Source organism: Achromobacter deleyi (assembly GCF_016127315.1).
Classification (GTDB): domain Bacteria; phylum Pseudomonadota; class Gammaproteobacteria; order Burkholderiales; family Burkholderiaceae_B; genus Achromobacter; species Achromobacter insuavis_A.
In genome coordinates, this window is sequence record NZ_CP065997.1 from 4,158,640 (window position 1) to 4,182,730 (window position 24,091).

14 protein-coding genes are annotated in these 24,091 nt (G+C 68.1%); 13 read left to right on the top strand and 1 reads right to left on the bottom strand.

What is annotated here, in order from left to right; all coding sequences use genetic code 11:
• Positions 1–37: 37 nt before the first annotated feature.
• The 13 genes from clpS to I6I07_RS18980 all read left to right on the top strand — a co-directional run bounded on the left by clpS (position 38) and on the right by I6I07_RS18980 (position 23,086).
• Positions 38–352, top strand: a complete 315-nt coding sequence (gene clpS, locus I6I07_RS18920) for an ATP-dependent Clp protease adapter ClpS (RefSeq protein ID WP_006383989.1) — start codon at positions 38–40, stop codon at positions 350–352.
• A gap of 230 nt (positions 353–582) precedes the next feature.
• Complete coding sequence (locus I6I07_RS18925; protein ID WP_232626131.1) at positions 583–5,727, top strand: alpha-2-macroglobulin family protein; 5,145 nt, start codon at positions 583–585, stop codon at positions 5,725–5,727.
• On the top strand, positions 5,724–7,946 hold the full coding sequence (pbpC, locus tag I6I07_RS18930; RefSeq protein WP_198483247.1) for a penicillin-binding protein 1C: 2,223 nt from the start codon (positions 5,724–5,726) through the stop codon (positions 7,944–7,946). Before I6I07_RS18925 ends, pbpC begins: the two co-directional genes overlap by 4 nt.
• Before the next feature lie 55 nt (positions 7,947–8,001).
• Entirely contained in the window at positions 8,002–10,311 is a 2,310-nt protein-coding gene (gene clpA / locus I6I07_RS18935) for an ATP-dependent Clp protease ATP-binding subunit ClpA (protein ID WP_061074563.1), read from the top strand.
• Between the two features lie 4 nt (positions 10,312–10,315).
• Positions 10,316–11,635, top strand: a complete 1,320-nt coding sequence (locus I6I07_RS18940) for a PqiA/YebS family transporter subunit (protein ID WP_198483248.1) — start codon at positions 10,316–10,318, stop codon at positions 11,633–11,635.
• Positions 11,636–11,701: 66 nt separating this feature from the next.
• Positions 11,702–13,366, top strand: coding sequence for an intermembrane transport protein PqiB (locus tag I6I07_RS18945; RefSeq protein ID WP_198483249.1), 1,665 nt, complete (start codon positions 11,702–11,704; stop codon positions 13,364–13,366).
• Between the two features lie 4 nt (positions 13,367–13,370).
• Positions 13,371–14,060: a PqiC family protein gene (locus tag I6I07_RS18950; protein ID WP_232625650.1), complete on the top strand. Its 690-nt coding sequence runs from the start codon at positions 13,371–13,373 to the stop codon at positions 14,058–14,060.
• A gap of 168 nt (positions 14,061–14,228) precedes the next feature.
• A complete protein-coding gene (gene putA, locus I6I07_RS18955; RefSeq protein ID WP_198483250.1) occupies positions 14,229–18,050 on the top strand; it encodes a trifunctional transcriptional regulator/proline dehydrogenase/L-glutamate gamma-semialdehyde dehydrogenase in 3,822 nt (1,273 codons plus the stop codon).
• Positions 18,051–18,237: 187 nt separating this feature from the next.
• Positions 18,238–19,383: a branched-chain amino acid ABC transporter substrate-binding protein gene (locus tag I6I07_RS18960; protein ID WP_198483251.1), complete on the top strand. Its 1,146-nt coding sequence runs from the start codon at positions 18,238–18,240 to the stop codon at positions 19,381–19,383.
• A 235-nt stretch (positions 19,384–19,618) separates the two neighbouring features.
• Positions 19,619–20,470, top strand: a complete 852-nt coding sequence (locus tag I6I07_RS18965; RefSeq protein ID WP_420094591.1) for a branched-chain amino acid ABC transporter permease — start codon at positions 19,619–19,621, stop codon at positions 20,468–20,470.
• Entirely contained in the window at positions 20,467–21,555 is a 1,089-nt protein-coding gene (locus tag I6I07_RS18970; protein ID WP_198483253.1) for an ABC transporter permease subunit, read from the top strand. Before I6I07_RS18965 ends, I6I07_RS18970 begins: the two co-directional genes overlap by 4 nt.
• Positions 21,552–22,352, top strand: coding sequence for an ABC transporter ATP-binding protein (locus I6I07_RS18975; RefSeq protein WP_006396014.1), 801 nt, complete (start codon positions 21,552–21,554; stop codon positions 22,350–22,352). The genes I6I07_RS18970 and I6I07_RS18975 overlap by 4 nt, the downstream gene beginning before the upstream one ends.
• Positions 22,349–23,086, top strand: a complete 738-nt coding sequence (locus I6I07_RS18980) for an ABC transporter ATP-binding protein (protein ID WP_198483254.1) — start codon at positions 22,349–22,351, stop codon at positions 23,084–23,086. The genes I6I07_RS18975 and I6I07_RS18980 overlap by 4 nt, the downstream gene beginning before the upstream one ends.
• Positions 23,087–23,148: 62 nt before the next feature.
• Here I6I07_RS18980 and I6I07_RS18985 read toward each other — a convergent pair whose 3' ends face one another.
• The gene (locus I6I07_RS18985; protein ID WP_198483255.1) at positions 23,149–23,946 is read right to left on the bottom strand and encodes an alpha/beta fold hydrolase; all 798 of its coding nucleotides are present in this window, start codon (positions 23,944–23,946) and stop codon (positions 23,149–23,151) included.
• Between the last annotated feature and the right edge of the window lie 145 nt (positions 23,947–24,091).

The window sequence follows — 24,091 nt, forward strand, 5'->3', positions numbered from 1 at the left end:
TGCAAGCCGTCCCCTGATTAAATAGAATAGCCGCCCTATGAGTTCTACCTTGGATACCCAGCATGATTTGGCCGTCGAGAAGGCACCGGCTCGCGCCGCGCCGCCTCCGATGTACCAGGTCCTGTTGCTGAATGACGACTACACCCCGATGGAGTTTGTCGTGAAGGTGCTGCAGAAGTTCTTCAACAAGAATCACGAAGAGGCCACGCGCATCATGCTGCAGGTGCACCACGAAGGCCGTGGCGTCTGCGGCGTCTATCCGCGCGACCTGGCCGCCACCCGGATTGCCCAGGTGGCCCAGTATGCGCGGGCGCGCCAGCATCCTTTGCAGTGCGTGATGGAACCGGTCTGAACTCGCAAGAACAGCGCCGCCGGGAAAGGCGGCGTTCTGCTGTACAGGGTTGCAAAGCAGGAACCGCGCACCGAGAAGCGCGCGGCAATATCAGGTCGGCAGCTCCGCCGCAAAGGAGCATTGCATTCGAGTAGGCGGGGAGGTTTGCCGTGAGTGGAAAGAACAGCAAGACCTGGCTGGCGGTAGCCGGCGCGATCGTGGTGGCCGGCGCCATCGGCGTGGGCTGGTGGATGGGCAAGGGCGGTCAACCGTCCGCGCCCGCGACGCCGCAGACGGCCACGCCGGCGGCAACGACCCCGGCGCCCGCCGCCGCGGCCGGCGGCGCCAAGCCCGAGGCCTTGCCGGCGGCGGCCACGGTCGGCAGCGCCGACCCGTTCGCGGTCCTCAATTGCCAACCTCGCCAATACAACGACTCGCTGTCGCTGGCGGTCACCTTCACCCAGCCGGTCGAGGCCAAGGCCGACCTGAGCAAGTTCCTGCAGGTGACCGACACCGGCGCCGCCTCGGGCAAGGCCGACCAGGACACCGAGCGCAGCGCCAACGGCATGCAACCGGCTTCGGTGCAGCCGGGCGACGCCGCGCCCAAGGGCAAGATCGTCCAGGGCAACTGGGTGGTCGGCTCCAATCCGCGCATGGTGTACTTCCCCTACGTCCAGCCGCAACGCTCGTATTCCGTCGCGGTGCGCGCGGGCCTGCCGGGCGCCGGCGACAAGGTCGCGCTGGGCAGCGCCTCGCATTGCGACGTGGTCACCGACGCCATGCCGCCCTCGTTCTATTTCGCCAGCCGCGGCGTGGTGCTGCCGGCCGGCCAGAATGGCGGCCTGCCGGTGGCGACCGTCAACATGCCCGAGGTCGACGTGCAATTCCTGCGCGTGGCGCCCGAGCGCGTGCCGGAACTGTTCGAGAGCGTCCTGGGCATCGGCCGCAACACGGCTTCGTCGGACGATGACGAATCCGGCGGCTACGACGAAGACGGCTGGCGTTATTCCGACAACCGCGGCCTGAAGGGCTCGGTCAGCAACTGGGACCTGGATCGCCTGAATTCGCTGACCACCAGCGTCTACCAGGGCCGCTTCCTGACGGACGACAAGCCGAACCGCCGCCACGTCACCTTCCTGCCGGTCGAAGGCATCAAGGAACTGCAGGAGCCCGGCATCTACATCGCGGTGATGAGCCAGCCCGGCCGTTTCCGCTATGAATACCAGGTCACCTATTTCTACGTCAGCGACATCGGCCTGCACGCGCGCCGCTACAGCGACCGCATCGAGGCCTACTCGGTGTCGCTCAAGAGCGGCCAGGCGATCTCCGGCGCGGTGTTCGAACTGGTGGACGGCGCCGGCAAGACGCTGGCCAAGGCCCAGGCCGACGGCCAGGGTCACGTGCGATTCGATGGCACCTTCACCAATGCCCGCGTCATCCGCGCCTCGCGCGACAAGGAAATGACCGTGCTGGCGCTGGCCGAACCGGCGCTGGACCTGTCCGAATTCGATACCGGCGGCCACATTTCCCGCCCCAACAACCTGTTCGTCTACGCCGGCCGCAACCTGTACCGCCCCGGTGAAACCTTCCATGTGTCGGTGCTGCCGCGCGACCTCGACGGCCGCGTGATGCCGCCCGCGCCGCTGACCGCCACCCTCAAGCGCCCCGACGGCCGCGTGGTCTCGACCAACCTGTGGCAGCCCGCCAAGGACCTGCAGGGTTACGTCGAGCGCGCCATCGACCTGCCGCCCGACGCCCAGACCGGCGCCTGGATGCTGGAACTGCGCGTCGACCCCGCGTCGCGCGTCGCGGATGCCTCGTGGAAGTTCCAGGTCGAGGAATTCCTGCCCGAACGCATGAAGATGGCGCTGACGTCCGACCAGGATGTGTTGTCGCCGAACGACACGCTGACCATCGATGTGCAGGGCGACTACCTGTATGGCGCGCCCGCCGCCGGCAACCGCCTGCTGTCCAGCTTCCAGGTCAAGCGCGACCGCTATGCGCTGCCGCAGCAATGGCCCGGCTTCATCTTCGGCGACGTGGATGACGATTCGCGCCGCCATTTCGAGGAACTGCCGGAAGCCGCGCTGGATTCGACCGGCGCCGCGCAGCTTGAGGTCGAACCGCGCACCGAAGGCACCCATTCGCCGATGAAGGTGCGGGTCTCGGCCAGCCTGCTGGAATCGGGCGGCCGTCCGGTGGTGCGCTCGATCGAGCGCAGCGTCTGGCCCGCCGACAAGCTGATCGCCGTGCGTCCGCAGTTCGACAACGATGTCGCGCGCGAAGGCGCCCCGGCCACGTTCGAAGTGCTGCGCGTGGACGCGCAGGGCAAGATCGCGCCGCTGGCGCAGGCCCAGATGCGCCTGTACCGCGAGGAACGCCAGTACTACTGGCGCTTCGATGACCAGCGCGGCTGGAACAGCGGCTATACCGAAACCGAGGAACTGCTCGATTCGCGCGCGATCGCGCTGAATGACCGCAGCCAGTTCACGGTGCCGGTCAAGTGGGGCCGCTACCGCCTGGAAATCGCCGATCCCGAGACCGGCGAGACCCTGCGCTACCGCTTCTATGCGGGCTGGGACGCCCAGGACGCCGACGCCATGGGCAACCGCCCCGACCGCGTCCAGATGAAGCTGGAAGGCGTGCCCGCCAAGCCGGGCGACAGCGTCAAGCTGACCCTGACGCCGCCGCACGACGGCCAGGCCCTGATCACCGTCGAAGGCGACCGCATGCTGTGGTCGACCTGGGTGGCCGTGAAGGCGACCGGCACGCAAGTCGAGATCCCGATCGACAAGAGCTGGAAGCGCCATGACCTGTACGTGGCCGCGGCAGTGTTCCGCCCCGGCAGCGAAGGCGACCGCGTGACCCCGGCGCGCGCGCTGGGCCTGACGTTCCTGCCGATCGCCAGCGCCGACCGCAAGCTCGACGTCAAGCTGACGGCCGCCGCCAAGACCGAACCCGAGACCAAGACCACGGTCCGCGTGAAGGTCGATGGCGCCCAGGGCAAGCTGGCCATGGTGACGCTGTCGGCGGTCGACGTCGGCATTCTCAACATCAACCAGTACCGCACGCCCGATCCGCTCGACTTCTTCTTCGGCAAGCACCGCTACGCGCCCGAACTGCTGGACATGTACGGCAAGCTGATCGAGAAGATGGACGGCACCAAGGGCAAGCTGAAGTGGGGCGGCGACGCCGCCATGCGCGGCGACAGCAAGAGCCTGCCCAAGAAGGTCAAGCTGGTCGACCTGTTCTCGGGTCCGGTCAAGCTCAACGACAAGGGCGAGGCCGACATCCCGCTGGACCTGCCCGACTTCAACGGCACGCTGCGCCTGATGGCCGTCGCGTTCACCGCCGACAACTTCGGCAGCACCGACACCGAAATGGTGGTGGCGGCGCCGATCGTGGCCGAGCTGAACACGCCGCGCTTCATCACCCCGGGCGACCAGGCCGCCATCGCGCTGGACGTGACCAACCTGAGCGGCTCCGACCAGAAGGTGACGGTCAAGCTGGAAGCGCTGGATCCGGTCGGCATCGTCGACGGCACCCGCACCGTGACGCTCAAGGACAAGCAACGCACCACGCTGCGCTTCACCGCCAGCACCACCGGTTCCTACGGCCTGGGCCTGATGCGCCTGACCGTGGACGGGCAGGGCGGCGCCAAGCCGATCCACATCGTGCGTGAATCGGTGCTGCAGGTGCAGCCGGCCTACGCGGCCGAGCGCCAGATGCGCCGCCTGCGCCTGAACCCGGGCGAGTCCAACGCGCCGCAGGCATCGTGGGTGGCGTCGTACTACCCGGACTCGACCACGATCAGCATGACGGTCTCGAACCGTCCGCCGATCAACGTCAACCGCGTGGTCGAAGGCCTGCTCAACTACCCGTATGGCTGCACCGAGCAGACCATCAGCGCGACCCTGCCGTGGGTGCTGATCGACGAGGAAGCCGCCAAGCAGTTCGGCCTCAAGCCGCGTACCCAGGCCGAGCGTGAAGCCAAGGTCGCCGGCGCCATCGGCCGCCTGTCGGGCATGCGCAACGCCGTCGGCTCCTACAACCTGTGGAGCAGTTCGTCGGCGCGCGACGTGTGGCTGACGGCCTATGCCGTGGGCTTCCTGCAGGATGCGCGCGACAAGGGCTTCACCATCCCCGAAGCCTCGCTGGACCGTTCGCGCCAGTGGCTGCTGGAGCAGGTGCAGCAGAGCAGCGGCTCGTTCGGCACCTGGTCGGCCAACCTGAAGCGCGACTTCGAGTCGGGCCGCCTGGACAGCAGCGGGCTGAACGTGCTGCGCGAAGACCACCGCCGGTTCGCCGGCCTGGCCACGGCCGCCCTGGCGCTGGCGCGCGACAAGAAGGCGCCGCTGTCCACGGTGCGCCAGCTGTTCGACAACTACCAGGACCGCGCGCGTTCGCCGCTGCCCCTGATCCAGTTGGCCGCCGCGTTCAAGCTGATGGGCGATGAAGGGCGCATGAAGAGCGCGCTCGACCTGGCCATGACGCGCGAGTACGGCATCACCCGCCGCGCCAACAGCTACTACGACGATTGGCTGGGCGACTACGGCAGCGCGGTGCGCGACTATGCGCTGGCCTATGCCCTGGCCAACCAGTACGAGCTGCGCCATGACCGCGTCGAGAACCTGATGACGCAACTGGCCGCGCGCATGGGCAACCGTTCGTACCTGTCGACCCAGGAACAGATGGCCCTGCTGATGGCGGCGCGCGCCGCGGGCGGCGACAAGTCGACCCCGTGGCAGGCCGCGCTGACCGTCAATGGCGTGCGCAAGGAACTGGAAGGCGGCAGGTCCGACCGCACCGTGTCGCTGACCGCGGCCGACCTGGCCGGCACCCAGCTGACCAACACCGGCAGCCAGTCGCTGTTCATCGAGTACGACATCCAGGGCAGCCCGACCACGGTGCCGGCGCCGCGCAGCGACGTCATCCAGCTCAAGCGCGGCTGGTACCGTCCGGACGGCAAGCCGTGGGATGGCGGCACGCTGCAGACCGGCGACATGCTGGTGGTGTGGGTCCAGGCCAGCGCCAACCAGAACATTCCGGACGGCCTGCTGGTGGACCGCGTGCCGGCCGGTTTCGAGGTCGAGAACCTGAACCTGTCGCAAAGCCCCGAAATGCAGGACTGGAGCATCGGCGGGCGCCGCGTGGCCGACGCGATGGCCGACCCCAACATCAAGCACCGCGAATTCCGCGATGACCGGTATGTGGCGGCGGTCTCGCTGGGCCGCGGCAAGGTGGATGTGTTCTACCTGGTGCGGGTCGTGACGCCGGGCCGTTATTCGGTGCCGTCGACCGTGGCCGAAGACATGTACCGGCCCGAGATCCGTGGCGTAGGCGAGCAATGGAGCACGGTCGAAATCCGCGATCGCAGCGCCAAGCAGCGTCCTTGAACACCGCCGCCACCCCGCCGGCGGGCGCCTCGCGCGCCCGCCGCTGGCGGCGGCGCGGACTCTTCGCGGCCAGCGTGCTTCTCGCGCTGGCCGCGTTGTTATTCGTGTTCGACCGCCTTTATCCCCTGCCTGCCATCGACTCCGGCGGCGCGGCCGTGGTGGTCGCCGCCGACGGCACGCCGCTGCGCAACTATCCCAGCCGCGACGGCATCTGGCGCTACCCGGTCAAGCCCGACCAGGTGTCGCCGCACTACCTCGATACCCTGCTGACCTACGAGGACCGCTGGTTCTACTGGCACCCCGGGGTCAATCCGGTGTCGCTGGCGCGGGCCGGCTGGCAATGGGCCACCAACCGCCGCATCGTCTCGGGCGGCTCGACCCTGACCATGCAGGTGGCCCGCCTGATCGACCCGCAGCTGGCCGGCAAGCCGTCGCGCTCGATGAGCGCCAAGCTGCGCCAGGCCTGGCGCGCGGTGCAGCTGGAGATGCACTACAGCAAGGACGAGATCCTGTCGCTGTACCTGACCCACGCGCCCATGGGCGGCATCGTCGAGGGCGTGGAAATGGGGTCGCGCCTGTGGCTGGGCAAGCCGGCGCGCGATCTGAGCCCGGCCGAGGCCGCCATGCTGACGGCCTTGCCGCAGGCGCCGTCGCGGCTGCGGCCGGACCGCCATCCCCAGGCCGCGCAGACCGCGCGCGACAAGGTGCTGGACCGCATGGTGGAACTGGGCCGCTGGACGCCCGCCGAGGTGGCCGACGCCAAGATCGAGCAAGTGGTGGCGCCGCCGCTGCGGGCCCGCTGGCTGGCGCCGCTGGCCGCGCAGCGCCTGTTGCAGGAGGCCGGCCGCCCGGCGGCCGGTTCGCGCCGCCCCGGCAGCCGCCCGCCGCTGCTGACGTCGACCCTGGACGCCGACATGCAGGCCGCGGTCGAGCGCATGCTGCTGGACCGGGTCGACAACCTGCCGCCCAAGGTCTCGATGGCGGTGCTGGTGATGGACAACGACTCCCTTGAGGTCAAGGCCTACGCCGGTTCCGCCGACTTTTCCGATGATTCCCGATACGCGCACGTGGATATGGTGCGCGGGGTGCGTTCGCCCGGCTCGACCCTCAAGCCGTTCCTGTACGCGCAGGCCCTGGACGACGGCCTGATCCACTCGGAAAGCCTGCTGATCGACGCGCCGTTGTCGTTCGGCGGCTACGCCCCGGGCAATTTCCAGGCGGCGTTCTCCGGGCCGGTGAGTGTGGCGCAGGCGCTGCAGCGCTCGCTCAACGTGCCGGCGGTGGACCTGCTGGACCGGGTCGGACCCACCCGTTTCGCCTCGGTTATGCTGACGGGCGGGGTCTGGTTACGTTTGCCGGCCGGCGCCGAGCCGAATCTGAGCTTGATTTTGGGCGGGGGCGGCACCACATTGGAAGAATTGGTCGGCGCTTATCGGGCCCTGGCCCGTGGCGGCATCTCCGGGCGTCCGCGCCTGCGGCCGGAGCAGCCGCGGGTCGAGTCCCGTATGATGAGTGCTGGCGCGGCCTGGATCGTGCGCGACATCCTGGAAGGCGGCGGCCACCCGGACCGGCCCTTTTACCAGTCGGGCAGTCCGGCCCGGCAACTGGCCTGGAAAACCGGGACGAGTTTCGGATTCCGGGACGCCTGGGCCGTCGGGGTGACCGACAGCTGGACGATCGGGGTATGGGTGGGCCGTCCCGACGGCACGCCCAATCCCGGGTTTTTCGGGGCGAATGTGGCGGCGCCGCTACTGCAGGACATCGTGGCGGCGTTGCCGGAAGGCGCCCAGCACCTGCGCGTGCGGCCGGCCTCGGTACAGGCGGTGGTTACGTGCTGGCCGCTGGGTTACCGGCTGGGCAGCGTGCCGTCGGGGCAATGCCCCGAGCAGCGCGCGGCCTGGGCCTTGAACGACACGGTGCCGCCGTCGTTCGCCGGCTACGCCGATGCCACGCAGGGGCCGTTGCGCCTGGGTGGCGTGGCTACCGGCTCGGTGCTGCGGCCCGTGCCGGGCGGCACGCAGGTGTCGGTGGATGTGGATGTGCAGGGCGCTGAGGGTGAAGTATGGTGGATGCTCGATGGTCGCGTGGTGGGTCATGCCGCGTCGGGTCGTCCGTTTAATCTGGTGCTGACGCGGGACGGGCGGTATACGTTGACCGTCATGGACGCGCAAGGCCGCCACGACAGCGTGGTTTTTGAAATCGCTGGCGTTACGCCCTGATCGGCATAGAATATGAATCGTGTATTTGACCGCTTCGATGCGTTACGGAGGAAGCGTGATTTCCCAAGAGCTTGAAGTCAGCCTGCATATGGCTTTCGTCGAGGCCCGTTCGGCCCGACACGAATTTATTACCGTCGAGCACCTGCTGCTGGCGTTGCTCGACAACGCTTCCGCGGTTGAAGTGTTGCGCGCCTGCGCCGCCAATCTGGATGACCTGCGCCGCAACCTGCGTCAGTTCGTTTCGGAAAACACGCCGGTGATCCCCAGCGGCGCGGAAGTCGACACCCAGCCCACGCTGGGTTTCCAGCGCGTGATCCAGCGCGCGATCATGCATGTGTCCGCGGGCGGCACCGGCAAGAAGCCGGTCACCGGCGCGAACGTGCTCGTGGCCATTTTTGGCGAAAAGGATTCCCACGCCGTGTACTACCTGCAACAGCAGGGCGTCACGCGGCTGGACGTGGTGAATTTCCTCTCGCATGGCATTACCAAACAGCCACAGGTGGAGTCCGCCGCCGTGCAGAAAGAGCAGCAAACCAATGGTGAAGAGCAGGGCGAATCGCGCCAGTCGCCGCTGGACCAGTATGCGACCGACCTGAACGCCGCGGCGTTGGCTGGCCGCATCGATCCGCTGATCGGGCGCGAGCACGAAGTCGAGCGCGTGATCCAGGTGCTGTGCCGCCGCCGCAAGAACAACCCGCTGCTGGTCGGCGAGGCCGGCGTGGGCAAGACCGCCATCGCCGAGGGCCTGGCCTGGCGCATCACGCGCGGCGAGGTCCCCGAGATCCTGCAGGCCGCGCAAGTGTTCGCGCTGGACATGGGCGCGCTGCTGGCGGGCACCAAGTACCGCGGTGATTTCGAGCAGCGCCTGAAGGGCGTGCTCAAGCAGATCCGCGGCAATCCCGACGCGATCCTGTTCATCGACGAAATCCACACGCTGATCGGCGCCGGTTCGGCCTCGGGCGGCACGCTGGACGCCTCCAACCTGCTCAAGCCGGCCCTGTCCTCGGGCCAGCTCAAGTGCATCGGCGCCACCACGTATACGGAATACCGCGGCGTCTTCGAGAAAGACCACGCGCTGTCGCGCCGTTTCCAGAAGATCGACGTGCCGGAACCCAGCGTCGAGCAGACCGTGCAGATCCTGCGCGGCCTGAAGAGCCGCTTCGAGGAACACCACAACGTCCGTTACTCGGCCGCCGCGCTGTCGGCCGCCGCGGAACTGTCGGCGCGCTTCATCAACGACCGCCACCTGCCTGACAAGGCCATCGACGTGATCGACGAGGCCGGCGCCGCGCAGCGCCTGCTGCCGCGTTCGCGCCAGAAGAAGGTGATCGGCAAGGTCGACATCGAGAACATCGTTTCCAAGATCGCGCGCATTCCGCCGCAGTCCGTCTCCAACGACGACCGCAGCAAGCTCGCCACGCTGGACCGCGACCTCAAGACCGTGGTGTTCGGCCAGGACAACGCCATCGAGGCGCTGTCCGCCGCCATCAAGATGGCGCGCTCGGGCCTGGGCAAGCCGGAAAAGCCGATCGGCGCTTTCCTGTTCTCCGGCCCCACCGGCGTCGGCAAGACCGAAGTCGCGCGCCAGCTGGCCTTCACGCTGGGCGTGGAGCTGCTGCGCTTCGACATGTCCGAGTACATGGAACGCCACGCGGTGTCGCGCCTGATCGGCGCGCCGCCGGGATACGTCGGTTTCGACCAGGGCGGCCTGCTGACCGAGGCCATCACCAAGCAACCGCACTGCGTGCTGCTGCTCGATGAAATCGAAAAGGCCCACCCGGACGTCTTCAACATCCTGCTGCAGGTCATGGACCACGGCACGCTGACGGACAACAACGGCCGCAAGGCGGACTTCCGCAACGTCATCGTCATCATGACGACCAACGCGGGCGCCGAGACCTTGAACCGTCCGTCCATCGGCTTCGCCAATTCGCGCGTGGTGGGCGACGAAATGGCGGAAATTCGCCGCATGTTCACGCCCGAGTTCCGCAACCGCCTCGACGCGATCATCCCGTTCGCGCCGCTGGACCGCGAGATCATCCTGCGCGTGGTCGACAAGTTCCTGATGCAGCTCGAAGACCAGCTGCACGAGCGCCGCGTCGAAGCCGTGTTCACCACGGCCCTGCGCGAGCACCTGGCCAAGGAAGGCTTCGACCCGCTGATGGGCGCGCGGCCGATGCAGCGCCTGATCCAGGACACCATCCGGCGCGCGCTGGCCGACGAGCTGCTGTTCGGCAAGCTGGTCGATGGCGGCACCGTCACGGTGGACCTGGACGAGGCCGGCAAGGTCACGCTCGACTTCGACGACCACGGCAAGCCGCCGTCGGCCGCCCCGGACAAGCAGGAAGTCGAACTCGTCGAATAGGCCTATGAGTAGCGCGGAGAGCCAGCCGCTGATCGAGTGCGAACACTGCGCAAGCATCTATCGCCGACATCAGCTCGAACCTGGCGAGACCGCCAATTGCGCCCGCTGCGGCACCATTCTATGGCGCTACAGCGGGCTTAGTTTGTCCAATTGGCTGGCGCTCGCCATCGCCGCGCTGATCATCTTCGGCGTGGCCAACGCCTACCCGGTCGCTTCGATGTCGGTGCAGGGCATGGTGCAGCAGGCCTCGCTGCTCGATGCCATCGGCATCACCTGGCGCCAGCAACACTACGCGGTGGCGGTCATGACCGGACTGGCGGGCTTTGTGCTGCCGCTGGTCCAGCTGGCCGTCCTGCTGTGGGTGCTGGGCCCCTTGTCGCGCGGCGCCGAGCCGGCGGCCTTTCGTGGCGCGATGCGGCTGCTGGGCATGTTGCGGCCGTGGTGCATGGTGCCGGTGTTCCTGCTGGGCGTGCTGGTGGCGGTGGTCAAGCTGGCCGGCATGGCGGCGGTGTCGCCCGGCATCGGCCTGATCGCCTTCGGCATCCTCACGATTTTCCTGACCATGCTCGGCCGTCTCACGCCGCACGTGCTGTGGCGCTATGCCGAAAGCGAGGGCGTGGTGCCGGTGCACGTGCCCGAGGCCGGCCCCGACGTGGTGCTCACCGGCTGCCATGTCTGTGGCCAGGTGCAGGCGGTGCCGCGCGCCGACGACGCCGAGGCCGAGCACCACTGCGTGCGCTGCCACGCCGTGGTGCACTACCGCAAGCCCGACCACCTGGCCCGCACCTGGGCGCTGTTGCTGGCGGCCGTGGTGTTCTATATTCCCGCCAATGTGCTGCCGGTGATGAAGGTCAGCTCGGTGCTGGGCGACAGCGCCCACACCATCCTGGGCGGCGTGGTGGAACTGTGGGACATGGGTTCCTGGGACATCGCGCTGATCGTTTTCATCGCCAGCGTGGCGGTGCCGCTGACCAAATTGCTGGCGCTGATCCTGTTATTGTTGACCGAGCAATGGCGCAGCACCACCAACCTGCGCCCGCGCACCCGGCTGTACCAGATGGTCGAATTCATCGGCCAGTGGTCGATGCTGGATGTGTTCGTGGTGATCCTGCTGGCGGCCCTGGCCGATTTCCAGGGCCTGATGGAAATCAGTGCCGGCGCGGGCGCCGCGGCGTTCGGCGTGGTCGTCATCCTGACCATGCTGTCCGCCATGAGCTTCGACCTGCGCCGCAGCTGGGACCTGGAAGAAACGAGTGAATTGGACGCTCCGGAGCCGGCTGCGGACCGGCGCCCGGCGTCCGCCGCTGGCGCGCAAGCGGGCTGACGCCAGCACGATTGCGGCGCGTGGGCCGGAAGGTCGCGCGCCGTTCAAAGAAGAAAAGGAAAACCGATGTCCGACCAAGCACCTGGATCTGGTGAAGAGAAGTACGCGTCACCCACGATCTCGCGCAAGCGCAAGAGCCGGATTTCATGGATCTGGCTGGTGCCGATCGTCGCGGCGCTGATGGGCCTGTCGCTGGTGGTGCGGACCTGGATGCAGGCCGGCCCCGATCTGTCGATCGAATTCAATACCGCCGAAGGGCTGGAAGTCGGCAAGACCCAGCTGCGCTACAAGGACGTGAACGTCGGCACCGTGCGCTCGATCGGCTTCAACGCCGACCGCAGCAAGGTGGTGGTGCAGGCCGAGCTGTCCAAGGACGTGGCCGACCTGGCGCGCGAGGGCACCAATTTCTGGGTGGTGCGCCCGCGCCTGGACGTCAGCGGCGTGTCGGGCCTGGGCACCTTGCTGTCCGGCGCCTACATCGGCGTGGACGCGGTCGAGGGCAAGGATGCGTCCAAGAAGGCGACCAAGCTGCACTTCGTCGGCCTGGAGACGCCGCCGGCCGTCACCCATGACCGCGCCGGCAAGCGCTTCAAGCTCAAGGCCTCGGACCTGGGTTCGCTGGACATCGGTTCGCCGGTGTATTTCCGCCGCATCAACGTGGGCCGCGTGATCGGCTATGCGCTCGACAAGACCGGCAACGCGGTCAACGTCGAGGTGTTCGTGGACGCGCCCAACGACAAGTTCGTCACCAACGGCACCCGTTTCTGGAACGCCAGCGGCGTCGACTTCAGCGTCAATGCCGAAGGCCTGAAGGTGCGCACCCAGTCGCTGGTGTCGATGGCCGTGGGCGGCGTGGCGTTCGAGCCGGTCTACAGCGTGCGCGATGGCAGCACGCCGGCGCCGGCCGATGCCCACTTCGAGCTGTATGCCACCGAGGCGGCCGCCAAGGCCAATCCCGATGGTGAGGCCTTCCCGATCCGCATGCGCTTCGACCAGTCGATCCGCGGCCTGGCGGTGGGAGCGGCGATCGACTTCTCGGGCATCACGCTGGGCAACGTCACGCAGATCAACATGGACTTCGATCCCGTCAGCAAGCGCTTCTTCGCGCTGGTCGACGCGACGCTGTATCCGGAGCGCCTGGGCCGCGTCTACGAGGACGTGCGCGAACACGCCATCAAGGACGGCGACGAGGCCGGCGGCCGCCTGCTCGGCATCATGATAAAGCATGGCCTGCGCGCTCAGCTGCGCACCGCCAACCTGCTGACCGGCCAGTTGTACGTGGTGCTGGACGAGTTCCCCAACGTCAAACCGGTGGAATTCAAGATGTCCAACCCGGCCATGATCCCGACCGTGCCGGGCAACCTCGACCAGCTGCAGCAGCAGGTCAGCAACATCGTCGCCAAGATCGACAAGATCCCGTTCGACAAGATCGGCGAGGACTTGCGCACCACGCTGGCCAGCACCTCCAAGCTGATGACGCGCCTGGACAAGCAGGTGGCGCCGGAAGCGCAGGCCGTTCTCAAGCAGGCGCGCGATTCCATCGCCAACCTCAATGGCTTGCTGGCCTCGGATGCCTCGCTGCCGGTCAACGCCGAGAAGGCCATGCAGGAACTGAGCCGCGCCGCCCGCTCGCTGCGCGCGCTGGCCGACTTCCTGCAATCCAACCCCGAATCGCTGCTGCGCGGCCGCGGCAGCGACCCGATCCCCGGCGCCGGCCCCGTCAGGAACTGAACCTATGACCCACTTCCGTTTCCGTCCCGTCCGCGCCGCCGCGCCGTCCCTGCGCCGCGGCCTGGCGGTGCTGGCCCTGCCGCTGCTGCTGGCCGCCTGCGCCTCGTCGCCGCCGGTTCATTACTACACCCTGCAGGGGCCGGCGCCCCAGGCGCCCGCCGTGCCGCGGGCGGCGGCGCCGTTCCTGCTGGAAGTGCAGGGCGTCAACGTGGCGTCGCAGGCCGACCAGCCGCAACTGATGGTCCGCACCGGCGACGGCAGCGTGGCGGCGCTGTATTCGGAGCGCTGGACCTCGCCGCTGGGCGACGAGATCCGCGGCGCCTTGTCCGATGCGCTCAAGCACGACCTGGGCGCGCTCGACGTGCAGGTGGTCAAGCCCGGCCCGACCGCGCCGGTGTGGCGGGTGCAGACCGACGTGCAGCGCTTCGACCTGGTGTCGGGCCGCATGGCGCAACTGGACGCCACCTGGCGGGTGCGGCCGGTCAACCTCAAGGGCAACGGCCTGCTGTGCCGCAGCGTCGTGACCGAAAACGTGTCCGAGGCGGGCGTGCCCGCGCTGGTCGCGGCGCAGCAGCGCGCGGTGGCGGCGCTGGCGGGCGCGATGGCGTCCGCCATCCGCGGGCAGACGCCGGACAGCGCCGGCGCGGTGCAGATGCTGGGCTGCTCGCCGCTGCCCGAATCCGGCAAACCGTAAAAAGGGACGGGCAGGGCCTCAAAACCTGCCGTGATCTCAACCGGTTAACCCCTAGGGTTAACCTTAATACAAAGCCGGTTGCAACCTGACTAGCATACGGTCCTACCGATGCCGGGCCCCTTTGTGGGCCCGGTGTGACCTCTGCCATGCGACAGGAAGCAATCTCTTATGGCCAGCACCACCCTCGGCGTCAAGGTCGATGACGCGCTGCGCGACCGCCTGAAGGCCGCCGCGCAAAAACTCAATTGCACGCCGCACTGGCTGCACAAGCAGGCGATCCTCGCCTACCTGGACAAGATCGAGCGCGGCCACCTGCCGGCCGAGATGTCCCATCTGGGCGGCGAAGAGGGCGGCGATGACGAGGGCGGCGATCACCAGGCCGCCGCCACGCCGCCGTTCTACGAATTCGGCCAGGACGTGCAGCCGCAATCGGTGCTGCGCGCCGCCATCACCGCCGCCTACCGCCGCCCCGAACCGGAGTGCGTGCCGCTGCTGCTGGGCCAGGCCCGCATGCCGAACCTGGAAAAGGTGCACGCCGTCGCCACCGATCTGGTCAAGAAGCTGCGCGGCAAGCGCACCGGCGGCGGGGTCGAGGGCCTGATCCAGGAATTCTCGCTGTCGAGCCAGGAAGGCGTGGCGCTGATGTGCCTGGCAGAGGCGCTGCTGCGCATTCCCGACCGCGCCACGCGCGATGCGCTGATCCGCGACAAGGTGTCCCGCGGCGACTGGAAGTCGCACATGGGCGGTTCGCAGTCGCTGTTCGTCAACGCCGCCACCTGGGGCCTGATGATCACCGGCAAGCTGGTGGCCGTGAGCAGCGAACAATCGCTGTCCAAGGCGTTGACGCGCCTGATCGGCAAGGGCGGCGAGCCGCTGGTGCGCAAGGGCGTGAACATCGCCATGCGCATGATGGGCGAGCAGTTCGTGTCGGGCCAGACCATTTCCGAAGCGCTGGCCAACAACCGCAAGATGGAAGGCCGCGGCTTCCGCTATTCGTACGACATGCTGGGCGAGGCCGCCACCACGGCCGAGGACGCCGACCGCTATTACGCGTCGTACGAGCAGGCCATCCACGCCATCGGCAAGGCCGCCGCCGGCCGCGGCATCTATGAAGGCCCGGGCATCTCGATCAAGCTGTCGGCGCTGCACCCGCGTTATTCGCGCGCCCAGCGCGAGCGCGTCATGGCCGAGCTGCTGCCGCGCGTGAAGGCGCTGACGATCCTGGCGCGCAGCTACGACATCGGCCTGAACATCGACGCCGAAGAGGCCGACCGCCTCGAGATCTCGCTGGACCTGCTGGAGGCGCTGTGCTTCACGCCCGAGCTGGAAGGCTGGAGCGGCATCGGCTTCGTCATCCAGGCCTACCAGAAGCGCGCGCCGTTCGTGATCGACTACGTCATCGACCTGGCCCGCCGCAGCCGCCATCGCGTGATGGTGCGCCTGGTCAAGGGCGCCTATTGGGACAGCGAGATCAAGCGCGCCCAGGTCGACGGCCTGGAGGGCTATCCGGTCTACACCCGCAAGGTCTACACCGACGTGGCCTACCTGGCCTGCGCCCGCAAGCTGCTGGGCGCGCCGGAAGCCGTGTATCCGCAGTTCGCCACCCACAACGCCTACACGCTGGCGGCGATCTACCAGCTGGCCGGCCAGAACTACTACCCGGGCCAGTATGAGTTCCAGTGCCTGCACGGCATGGGCGAACCGCTGTACGACGAAGTGGTCGGACCGCTGGCGCAGGGCAAGCTGAATCGCCCCTGCCGCATCTACGCCCCGGTCGGCACGCACGAAACGCTGCTGGCCTACCTGGTGCGCCGCCTGCTGGAGAACGGCGCCAACACCTCGTTCGTCAACCTCATCGGCGACGAGAGCATTCCGGTCGAGACGCTGGTGGCCGATCCGGTCGAGGCCGCCTCGCGCATCGTGCCGCTGGGCGCGCCGCATGAGAAGATCCCGTTGCCGCGCGAGCTGTATGGCAATCCGCAGCAGGGCGCGCGCGCCAACTCCGCCGGCCTGGACCTGAGCAACGAACACCGCCTGGGCTCGCTCTCGGCCGCGCTGCTGACCAGCGCCGCCACGCCCTGGCGCGCCGCGCCCATGCTGGGCGAGGGCGACGGCGCCTGGGACATGGCCCGCGCCATCGAAGTGCGCAACCCGGCCAACCTGCGCGACGTGGTCGGCCATGTCATCGAAGCCAACGGCGAGGAAGCCGAGATCGCCTTGCGCGCCGCCGCCAATGCCGCGCCCATCTGGCAATCGACCCCGGTGGCCGAGCGCGCGCAATGCCTGCGCCGCGCCGCGCAATTGCTGGAAGAGCAGATGCAGACCCTGCTGGGCCTGATCGTGCGCGAGGCCGGCAAGTCGCTGCCCAACGCCATCGCCGAAGTGCGCGAGGCGGTGGACTTCCTGCGCTACTACGCCGACCAGGCCGACCGCGAATTCGGCAACGACACGCACCGCCCGCTGGGCACCGTGCTGTGCATCAGCCCGTGGAATTTCCCGCTGGCCATCTTCACCGGCCAGGTCGCGGCCGCGCTGGCCGCCGGCAACACCGTGCTGGCCAAGCCCGCCGAGCAGACGCCGCTGATCGCGGCGCAGGCGGTGGCGATCCTGCGCGCCGCTGGCGTGCCGGCCGGCGCGGTGCAACTGCTGCCGGGCCGCGGCGAGACCGTGGGCGCCCAGCTGGTGGCCAGCCCCGGCGTGCGCGGCGTGATGTTCACCGGTTCGACCGACGTGGCGCGCATCATCGCGCGCACGCTGGCCGATCGCCTGGACGACGACGGCCACACCATTCCGCTGATCGCCGAGACCGGCGGCCAGAACGCCATGGTGGTGGATTCGTCGGCGCTGTCCGAGCAGGTGGTGTTCGACGTGCTCAGCTCGGCCTTCGATTCGGCCGGCCAGCGCTGTTCGGCGCTGCGCGTGCTGTGCGTGCAGGAAGACAACGCCGATCACGTCCTGACGATGCTGCGCGGCGCGATGCGCGAGCTGAGCGTGGGCAACCCGGACCGCCTGTCGGTCGACGTCGGCCCGGTCATCGACACCGAGGCGCGCAATGGCATCCAGCGCCACATCGACACGATGCGTACCGCCGGCCACCGCGTCGACCAGGTCGAGCTGAACGGCGAATGCCGCCACGGCACCTTCGTGGCGCCCACCATCATCGAGATCGACCACGTCAGCGAGCTGACCCGCGAGGTGTTCGGCCCGGTGCTGCACGTGGTGCGCTACGCCCGCGACGAGCTGGACGCGCTGCTGGACGCCATCAACGGCACCGGCTACGGCCTGACCTTCGGCGTGCATACCCGCATCGACGAAACCATCGCCCACGTGACTGGCCAGGTCCATGCCGGCAACGTCTACGTCAACCGTAACATCGTCGGCGCGGTGGTCGGCGTGCAGCCCTTCGGCGGCGAGTGCCTGTCGGGCACCGGTCCCAAGGCTGGCGGCCCGCTGTATATGTACCGCCTGCTGGGCACGCGCCCCGAGGGCCTGCCGCCGGCGCTGGACGCGGCGGCGCCGCTGCCGCAGCGCATCGCGCTGCCGGGCCCCACGGGCGAGACCAACACCTATCTGGTCGAGCCGCGCGGCGCGGTCTATTGCGTGGCCGCCACCGAGGCCGGCGCGCGCGCGCAGTGGGCCGCGGCGCGCCTGACGGGCAACCACGCCTGGTTCGCCGATACGCCGGCCGCACAGGCGCTGCTGGCCACGCTGGATGCCGAGCAGCAGGGCCAGGCGGGTATCCTGGCGGATGACGAGGTCGACCAGGCCGATTATCGGGCGGTGCTGTTCGAGGGCGACGGCGACGCGCTGCGCGCCCTGAACCAGCGCATCGCGCAGCGGCCGGGCGCGATCCTGGCGGTGCATGGCCTGACCTCGGACGCGTTGGCGGCCGGCGTCTCGTATGTGCCGGAACGCCTCCTGACCGAGCGTTCCATCAGCGTCAACACGGCCGCGGCCGGCGGCAACGCCAGCCTGATGACCATCGGCTGAGCGTGACCGAGGGGTAACCCTTGGGAAACCAAGGGTTATCTCCAATATCTCGCAAGGTTGCACTGGAAGCAAAATCCGGTCGCACCTGAAGTTCGATTGTGGCAACCCGGCAATCGCACTCAAATAGATCACCTGGCCCAAAAGCCCAGGTATAACAAAGCCACATCCGACATACCGGAGGATTCCAATGAAGTTTCGCACCACTTTGAAGCTTGTCGCCGCCAGCATCGCCGCGGTCGGCATGGCCGCCGCCGCGCAGGCCGCCGACATCAAGTTTGGCTTTGCCGCGCCCCTGACCGGTCCCCAGTCGCACTACGGCGAGGACATGCAGAACGGCCTGAACCTGGCCTTGGAAGAAGCCAACAAGAAGGGCATCAAGATCGACGGCCAGCCCGCCAAGTTCGTGCTGGTGTCGCGCGATGACCAGGCTGACCCGCGCGTCGGCGTGCAGGTCGCGCAGCAGCTGGTCGACGAGAATGTCGTCGGCATCCTGGGCCACTTCAATTCGGGCACCACGATCCCCGCGTCGCGCGTCTACCACGAAGCCGGCCTGCCGCAGATCGCCATGGCGACCTCGCCCGAGTACACCAAGCAAGGCTACGAAACCACCTTCCGCATGATGACCAGCGACACCCAGCAGGGCGCCGCGGTCGGCAAGTTCATGGTGCAGAGCCTGAAGGCCAAGAAGGTCGCCATCATCGACGACCGCACCGCCTACGGCCAGGGCCTGGCCGACGAGGTCGAGAAGGCCGTCAAGGCCGCCGGCGGCCAGGTGGTGCGCCGCGAGTACACGACGGACAAGGCCAACGACTTCACGGCCATCCTGACCAACATCAAGGGCTCGGCGCCCGACGCCATCTTCTATGGCGGCCTGGACGCGCAGTCCGGCCCGATGAAGCGCCAGCTGGCCACTCTCGGCCTGAAGGCGCCGCTGGTCTCGGGTGAAATGACCCGCAGCGACACCTTCATCAAGCTGGCCGGCGACGCCGCCGACGGCACCTTCGCCTCGCTGGCCGGCGTGCCGCTGGACAAGATGGCCGCGGGCAAGGACTTCGAGCAGCGCTACCAGGCGCGCTTCAAGAAGGCTCCCGGCGTCTACGCGCCGTACGCCTATGACGGCGCCTGGAACATGATCAGCGCCATCGAAGCCGCCGGTTCGGCCAAGCCCGAGAAGTACCTGCCGGAACTGGCCAAGCTGAACCGCAAGGGCGCGACCAGCGAGCACATCGCCTACGACAAGAACGGCGACCTGAAGGAAATCTCCGTCACCATCTACGAAGTCAAGAATGGCAAGTGGGAGATGGTTGAAACGATGGTCAGCCAGGCCAACTAAGGTTGCCTGACCCGGCCAGGACGCGGCGCCGCCGCGCCTGGCCATCTTGACCCCGCGCGCGCCGCCCGGCGTGGCGGTGATCTGCGCGAAGGCGGCCCCCCGGGCCGCGCCGTATCCGATACTCGCGTGATTTTTCCAGGCTTATTCTGCGGCCCCTATGGATATCTTCATTCAACAACTGATTAACGGCGTCACGCTAGGCAGCGTGTACGCCCTGGTCGCCCTTGGCTACACCATGGTGTACGGCATCATCGGGCTGATCAACTTCGCGCATGGCGACGTCGTCATGATCGGCGCGATGGCGGCGACCACGATCGCCATCTCGCTGGTCGGCGGCGACCCGTCCGCGTCCGCCTTCCTGGTGCTGGGCCTGGGCCTGCTGGTGTCCGTGCCGCTGTGCATGGCCGTGGGCTGGACCGCCGAGCGCGTGGCCTACCGGCCGCTGCGCCGCGCCCCGCGCCTGGCCGCCCTGATCACCGCCATCGGCGTCTCGATCATCCTGCAGAACGTGGCGATGATGGGCTGGGGCCGCAACTACCTGAACTTCCCGCAGGTGCTGACGCCGCAGGTGTTCGAGATCTTCGGCGCCCGCATGAGCACGCTGCAGGTCGCCATCGTCGCGATCGCCGCGCTGATCATGGGCGGGCTGCTGGCCGTGGTGCACAAGACGCGCCTGGGCACCGCCATGCGCGCCACCGCGCAGAACCGCGAAGTGGCCGGCCTGATGGGCGTGAACATCAACACCGTGATTTCGGCGGCGTTCCTGATCGGTTCGGCGCTGGCCGCCGTGGCCGGCATGATGGTCGCCACCTACTACGGCGTGTCGCAATACACCATGGGCTTCATGCTGGGCCTGAAGGCCTTCACGGCCGCGGTGCTGGGCGGCATCGGCAACCTGGTCGGCGCCATGGCGGGCGGCCTGCTGCTGGGCATCATCGAATCGCTGGGCGCCGGCTACATCGGCGACCTGACCGGCGGCTTCCTGGGCAGCCACTACCAGGACGTGTTCGCGTTCTTCGTGCTGGTGCTGGTGCTGATTTTCCGTCCGTCCGGCCTGCTGGGCGAACGTGTGGGGGACCGCGCATGAGCGCCACCCTGAAAAACAGCGGGCTGTCGACCCGCAACCTGATCGGCATCGCGCTGATCGGCATCGTGCTGGCGGTGCTGCCGTTCGTGATCGGCATGGCCGGCCAGAGCTGGGTCCGCATCCTCAACTTCGCGCTGCTGTACGTGATGCTGTCGCTGGGCCTGAACATCGTGGTGGGCTTCGCCGGCCTGCTGGACCTGGGCTACATCGCGTTCTACGCGGTGGGCGCCTACACCTGGGCGCTGCTGGCCTCGCCGCACTTCGGCCTGCACCTGCCGTTCTGGGCGATCCTGCCGATCGCGCTGGCGGTGGCGTGCCTGTTCGGGGTGCTGCTAGGGGCGCCGACGCTGAAATTGCGTGGCGACTACCTGGCCATCGTGACGCTGGGCTTCGGCGAGATCATCCGCATCTTCCTGAACAACCTGAACGCGCCGGTCAACATCACCAACGGTCCGCAGGGCATCAACCGCATCGACACCTTCAAGGTGGGCGAGTTCGCCTTCGGCCGCACCGAGAGCCTGCTAGGCATCCGCGTGACCGGGCCGGAGAAGTACTACTACCTGCTGCTGGCGCTGACGCTCATCATCATCCTGGTGTGCGTGCGGCTGCAGAACTCGCGCATCGGCCGCGCCTGGGAAGCCATCCGCGAAGACGAGATCGCCGCCAAGGCGATGGGCATCAACACCCGCAACATCAAGCTGCTGGCCTTCGCCATGGGCGCCTCGTTCGGCGGCGTGGCGGGCGCGCTGTTCGCGTCGATGCAGGGCTTCGTCAGCCCCGAGAGCTTCTCGCTGATGGAATCGATCTCGATCCTGTGCATGGTGGTGCTGGGCGGCATGGGCCACATCCCGGGCGTGATCCTGGGCGCGCTGATCCTGGCCGCGCTGCCGGAATTCCTGCGCGCCGTGGTCGAGCCGGTGCAGCACATGCTGTTCGGCGCGGTGGTGCTGGATCCCGAGGGCATCCGCATGCTGCTGTTCGGCCTGGCGATGGTGTGCGTGATGCTGTTCCGTCCCGCCGGCCTGTGGCCGTCCGCCGTGCGCAAGCGCGAGCTGGCCACCAAGACCCAGGGAGGCGCGGCATGAGCAAACTGCTGCAAGCCCAGGGACTGGGCAAACGCTTCGGCGGCCTGCAGGCCTTGTCGGACGTCAGCTTCGACATCGAGCAGGGCGAGATCTACGGCCTGATCGGCCCCAACGGCGCGGGCAAGACCACGCTGTTCAACGTGCTCACGGGCCTCTACATCCCGGAAGACGGCAGCTGCACCTTCAACGGTGTCTCGATGTCGGGCAAGAAGCCGCACGAGGTGGCGCACGCCGGCCTGGCGCGGACCTTCCAGAACATCCGCCTGTTCGCCAACCTGAGCGCGATCGAGAACGTCATGATCGGTCGCCACCTGCGCACCCGCGCCGGCGTGCTGGGCGCGGTGTTCCGCACCCGCGGCACGCGCGCCGAGGAAGCCGCCATCGAGGCCCGCGCCCAGGAACTGCTGGACTACGTCGGCATCGGCCACCGCGCCAACGACGTGGCGCGTTCGCTGCCGTACGGCGACCAGCGCCGCCTGGAAATCGCGCGCGCATTGGCGACCGATCCCAAGCTGCTGGCGCTGGACGAACCGGCCGCTGGCATGAACGCCTCGGAAACCGTGGTGCTGCGCAAGCTGATCGAGAAGATCCGCGACGACGGCGTCACGGTGCTGCTGATCGAGCACGACATGAAGCTGGTCATGGGCCTGTGTGATCGCGTGCTGGTGCTGGAATACGGCAAGGTGCTGGCCATGGGCAAACCGGCCCAGGTGCAGCGCGACCCCAAGGTCATTGAAGCGTATCTGGGCGCGGGCGCCGCCCAGGATCCGCTGATTCATCAGGAGCGCCCGGCATGACGACGGCAAGCAAACCCCTACTGGAACTGCGCGGCCTGCAGGTCGCGTACGGCGGCATCCGCGCGGTGCGCGGCATCGACCTGCGCGTGGACGAAGGCGAACTGGTGTGCCTGATCGGCGCCAACGGCGCCGGCAAGAGCACGACCCTGCGCGCCATCTGCGGCCTGGTGCCGCTGGCCGGCGGCGAAGTGGTCTACGACGGCCAGTCCATCGGCGGCCGCAAGTCGCACGAGCTGGTGCGCCAGGGCCTGGTGATGGTGCCGGAGGGCCGCGGTATCTTCGGCCAGCTCACCATCGAGGAAAACCTGGCGATGGGCGCCTACATCCGGCGCGATGCCGCGCAGGTGCGGCAGGACACCGACCGCGTGTTCACGCTGTTCCCGCGCCTGGCCGAACGCCGCAAGCAGGCGGCCGGCACGCTGTCGGGCGGCGAGCAGCAGATGGTGGCCATGGGCCGCGCGATGATCGCGCGCCCCAGGCTGCTGCTGCTGGACGAGCCCTCGATGGGCCTGGCGCCACTGATGGTCGAGAAGGTCTTCGAGGTGGTGCGCACCATCGCCAGCGAAGGCGTGACGATCCTGCTGATCGAGCAGAACGCCCGCCTGGCGCTGGAGAACAGTCATCGCGGTTACGTGATGGAGTCCGGCGAGATCACCTTGTCGGGTCCGGCCCGCGACATGCTGCACGATCCCAAGGTGCGCGCCGCGTACCTGGGGGAAGTGGAAGAGGCCTAGGCCCGTCCGTTTGTCGCAATGAAAAAGCCCGGCCATGCCGGGCTTTTTTTCGTGCCTCTGGATCAGGCGGCGTGGCGCTTCAGGAAGCCTTCGATGAGGGCGGCGAAGGCGGGCGGGCGCTCCTGCATCGGGTAATGGCCGCAATGCGCGATGACGTGCAGCGTCGCGTTGGGATGCCAGGCCAGGAAGGTGCCTTGCATCGCTTGCGCGTCGATTCCCGGATCCTGGTCGCCGACCACGACCAGGAACGGCGTATCGAGTCCGCGCACGGCGTCGACGAAATCCGCCGTCACCAGCATGTCCAGGTACTTGTGCCGGCAGGCGGGCGCCACGGTCGCGCGGTTGTGCCGCACCTTGGCCCGCGCCCAGGCGTCGGACAGGCCGCCGGAGACGAACTGGAACAGCCGCCGCAAGGCCTCGTCGTCATCGGCCGTGCTGGCGAAGAACGCCAGGGCTTCCGGGCCCAGTCGGTTGCCGGTGGCCGAGACGGGGCATACCGCAATGGCGCTGATGACGCGCGACGGCGCGTCCGCCGCCAGCCGCTGCGTGATCATGCCGGTCATCGAGTGGCCGATGACGTGGAATCGTTGCCAGCCGAGCCGGTCGGCGAGCGCGAGGCAGTCGGCGGCGATTTCCTCGACCGTGCAGGCGCCGGTCAGTTCGATGGACAGGCCGTAGCCGCGCAGATCGGCGAACACGTAGGTGAACGCGTCGCCGTCGAGCCAGGGCATGACGGCGTCGTAGTTGCCGTGGTCGCCGAGCCAGTCGTGCAGGACCAGCACCGCAATCGGGCCATTGCCATGGCGCGCGTAGCCGAGGCCGGCATGCGAGCCGGGATGGATTTCAGGGGACGTCTTCATTCCAGGTTTCCTTGTGTGAGGGGAACGAAAACGAAACGCCCTCCCGGCGGACCGGGAGGGCGTTTTCAAAGTGCCGCCATCCTATCAAATCGGCGGCGCGGGCGTCAACGGGGCGGCATCGCCGGCGGCGCGCTGGCGGGAAGGC

Coding starts and splice junctions, on each gene's coding strand:
- I6I07_RS18960 (WP_198483251.1), top strand. CDS start 18,238: ATGAAGTTTCGCACCACTTTGAAGCTTGTCGCCGCCAGCATCGCCGCG.
- clpS (WP_006383989.1), top strand. CDS start 38: ATGAGTTCTACCTTGGATACCCAGCATGATTTGGCCGTCGAGAAGGCA.
- I6I07_RS18985 (WP_198483255.1), bottom strand. CDS start 23,946: ATGAAGACGTCCCCTGAAATCCATCCCGGCTCGCATGCCGGCCTCGGC.
- I6I07_RS18975 (WP_006396014.1), top strand. CDS start 21,552: ATGAGCAAACTGCTGCAAGCCCAGGGACTGGGCAAACGCTTCGGCGGC.
- I6I07_RS18945 (WP_198483249.1), top strand. CDS start 11,702: ATGTCCGACCAAGCACCTGGATCTGGTGAAGAGAAGTACGCGTCACCC.
- I6I07_RS18970 (WP_198483253.1), top strand. CDS start 20,467: ATGAGCGCCACCCTGAAAAACAGCGGGCTGTCGACCCGCAACCTGATC.
- I6I07_RS18980 (WP_198483254.1), top strand. CDS start 22,349: ATGACGACGGCAAGCAAACCCCTACTGGAACTGCGCGGCCTGCAGGTC.
- I6I07_RS18950 (WP_232625650.1), top strand. CDS start 13,371: ATGACCCACTTCCGTTTCCGTCCCGTCCGCGCCGCCGCGCCGTCCCTG.
- putA (WP_198483250.1), top strand. CDS start 14,229: ATGGCCAGCACCACCCTCGGCGTCAAGGTCGATGACGCGCTGCGCGAC.
- I6I07_RS18965 (WP_420094591.1), top strand. CDS start 19,619: ATGGTGTACGGCATCATCGGGCTGATCAACTTCGCGCATGGCGACGTC.
- I6I07_RS18940 (WP_198483248.1), top strand. CDS start 10,316: ATGAGTAGCGCGGAGAGCCAGCCGCTGATCGAGTGCGAACACTGCGCA.
- I6I07_RS18925 (WP_232626131.1), top strand. CDS start 583: ATGGGCAAGGGCGGTCAACCGTCCGCGCCCGCGACGCCGCAGACGGCC.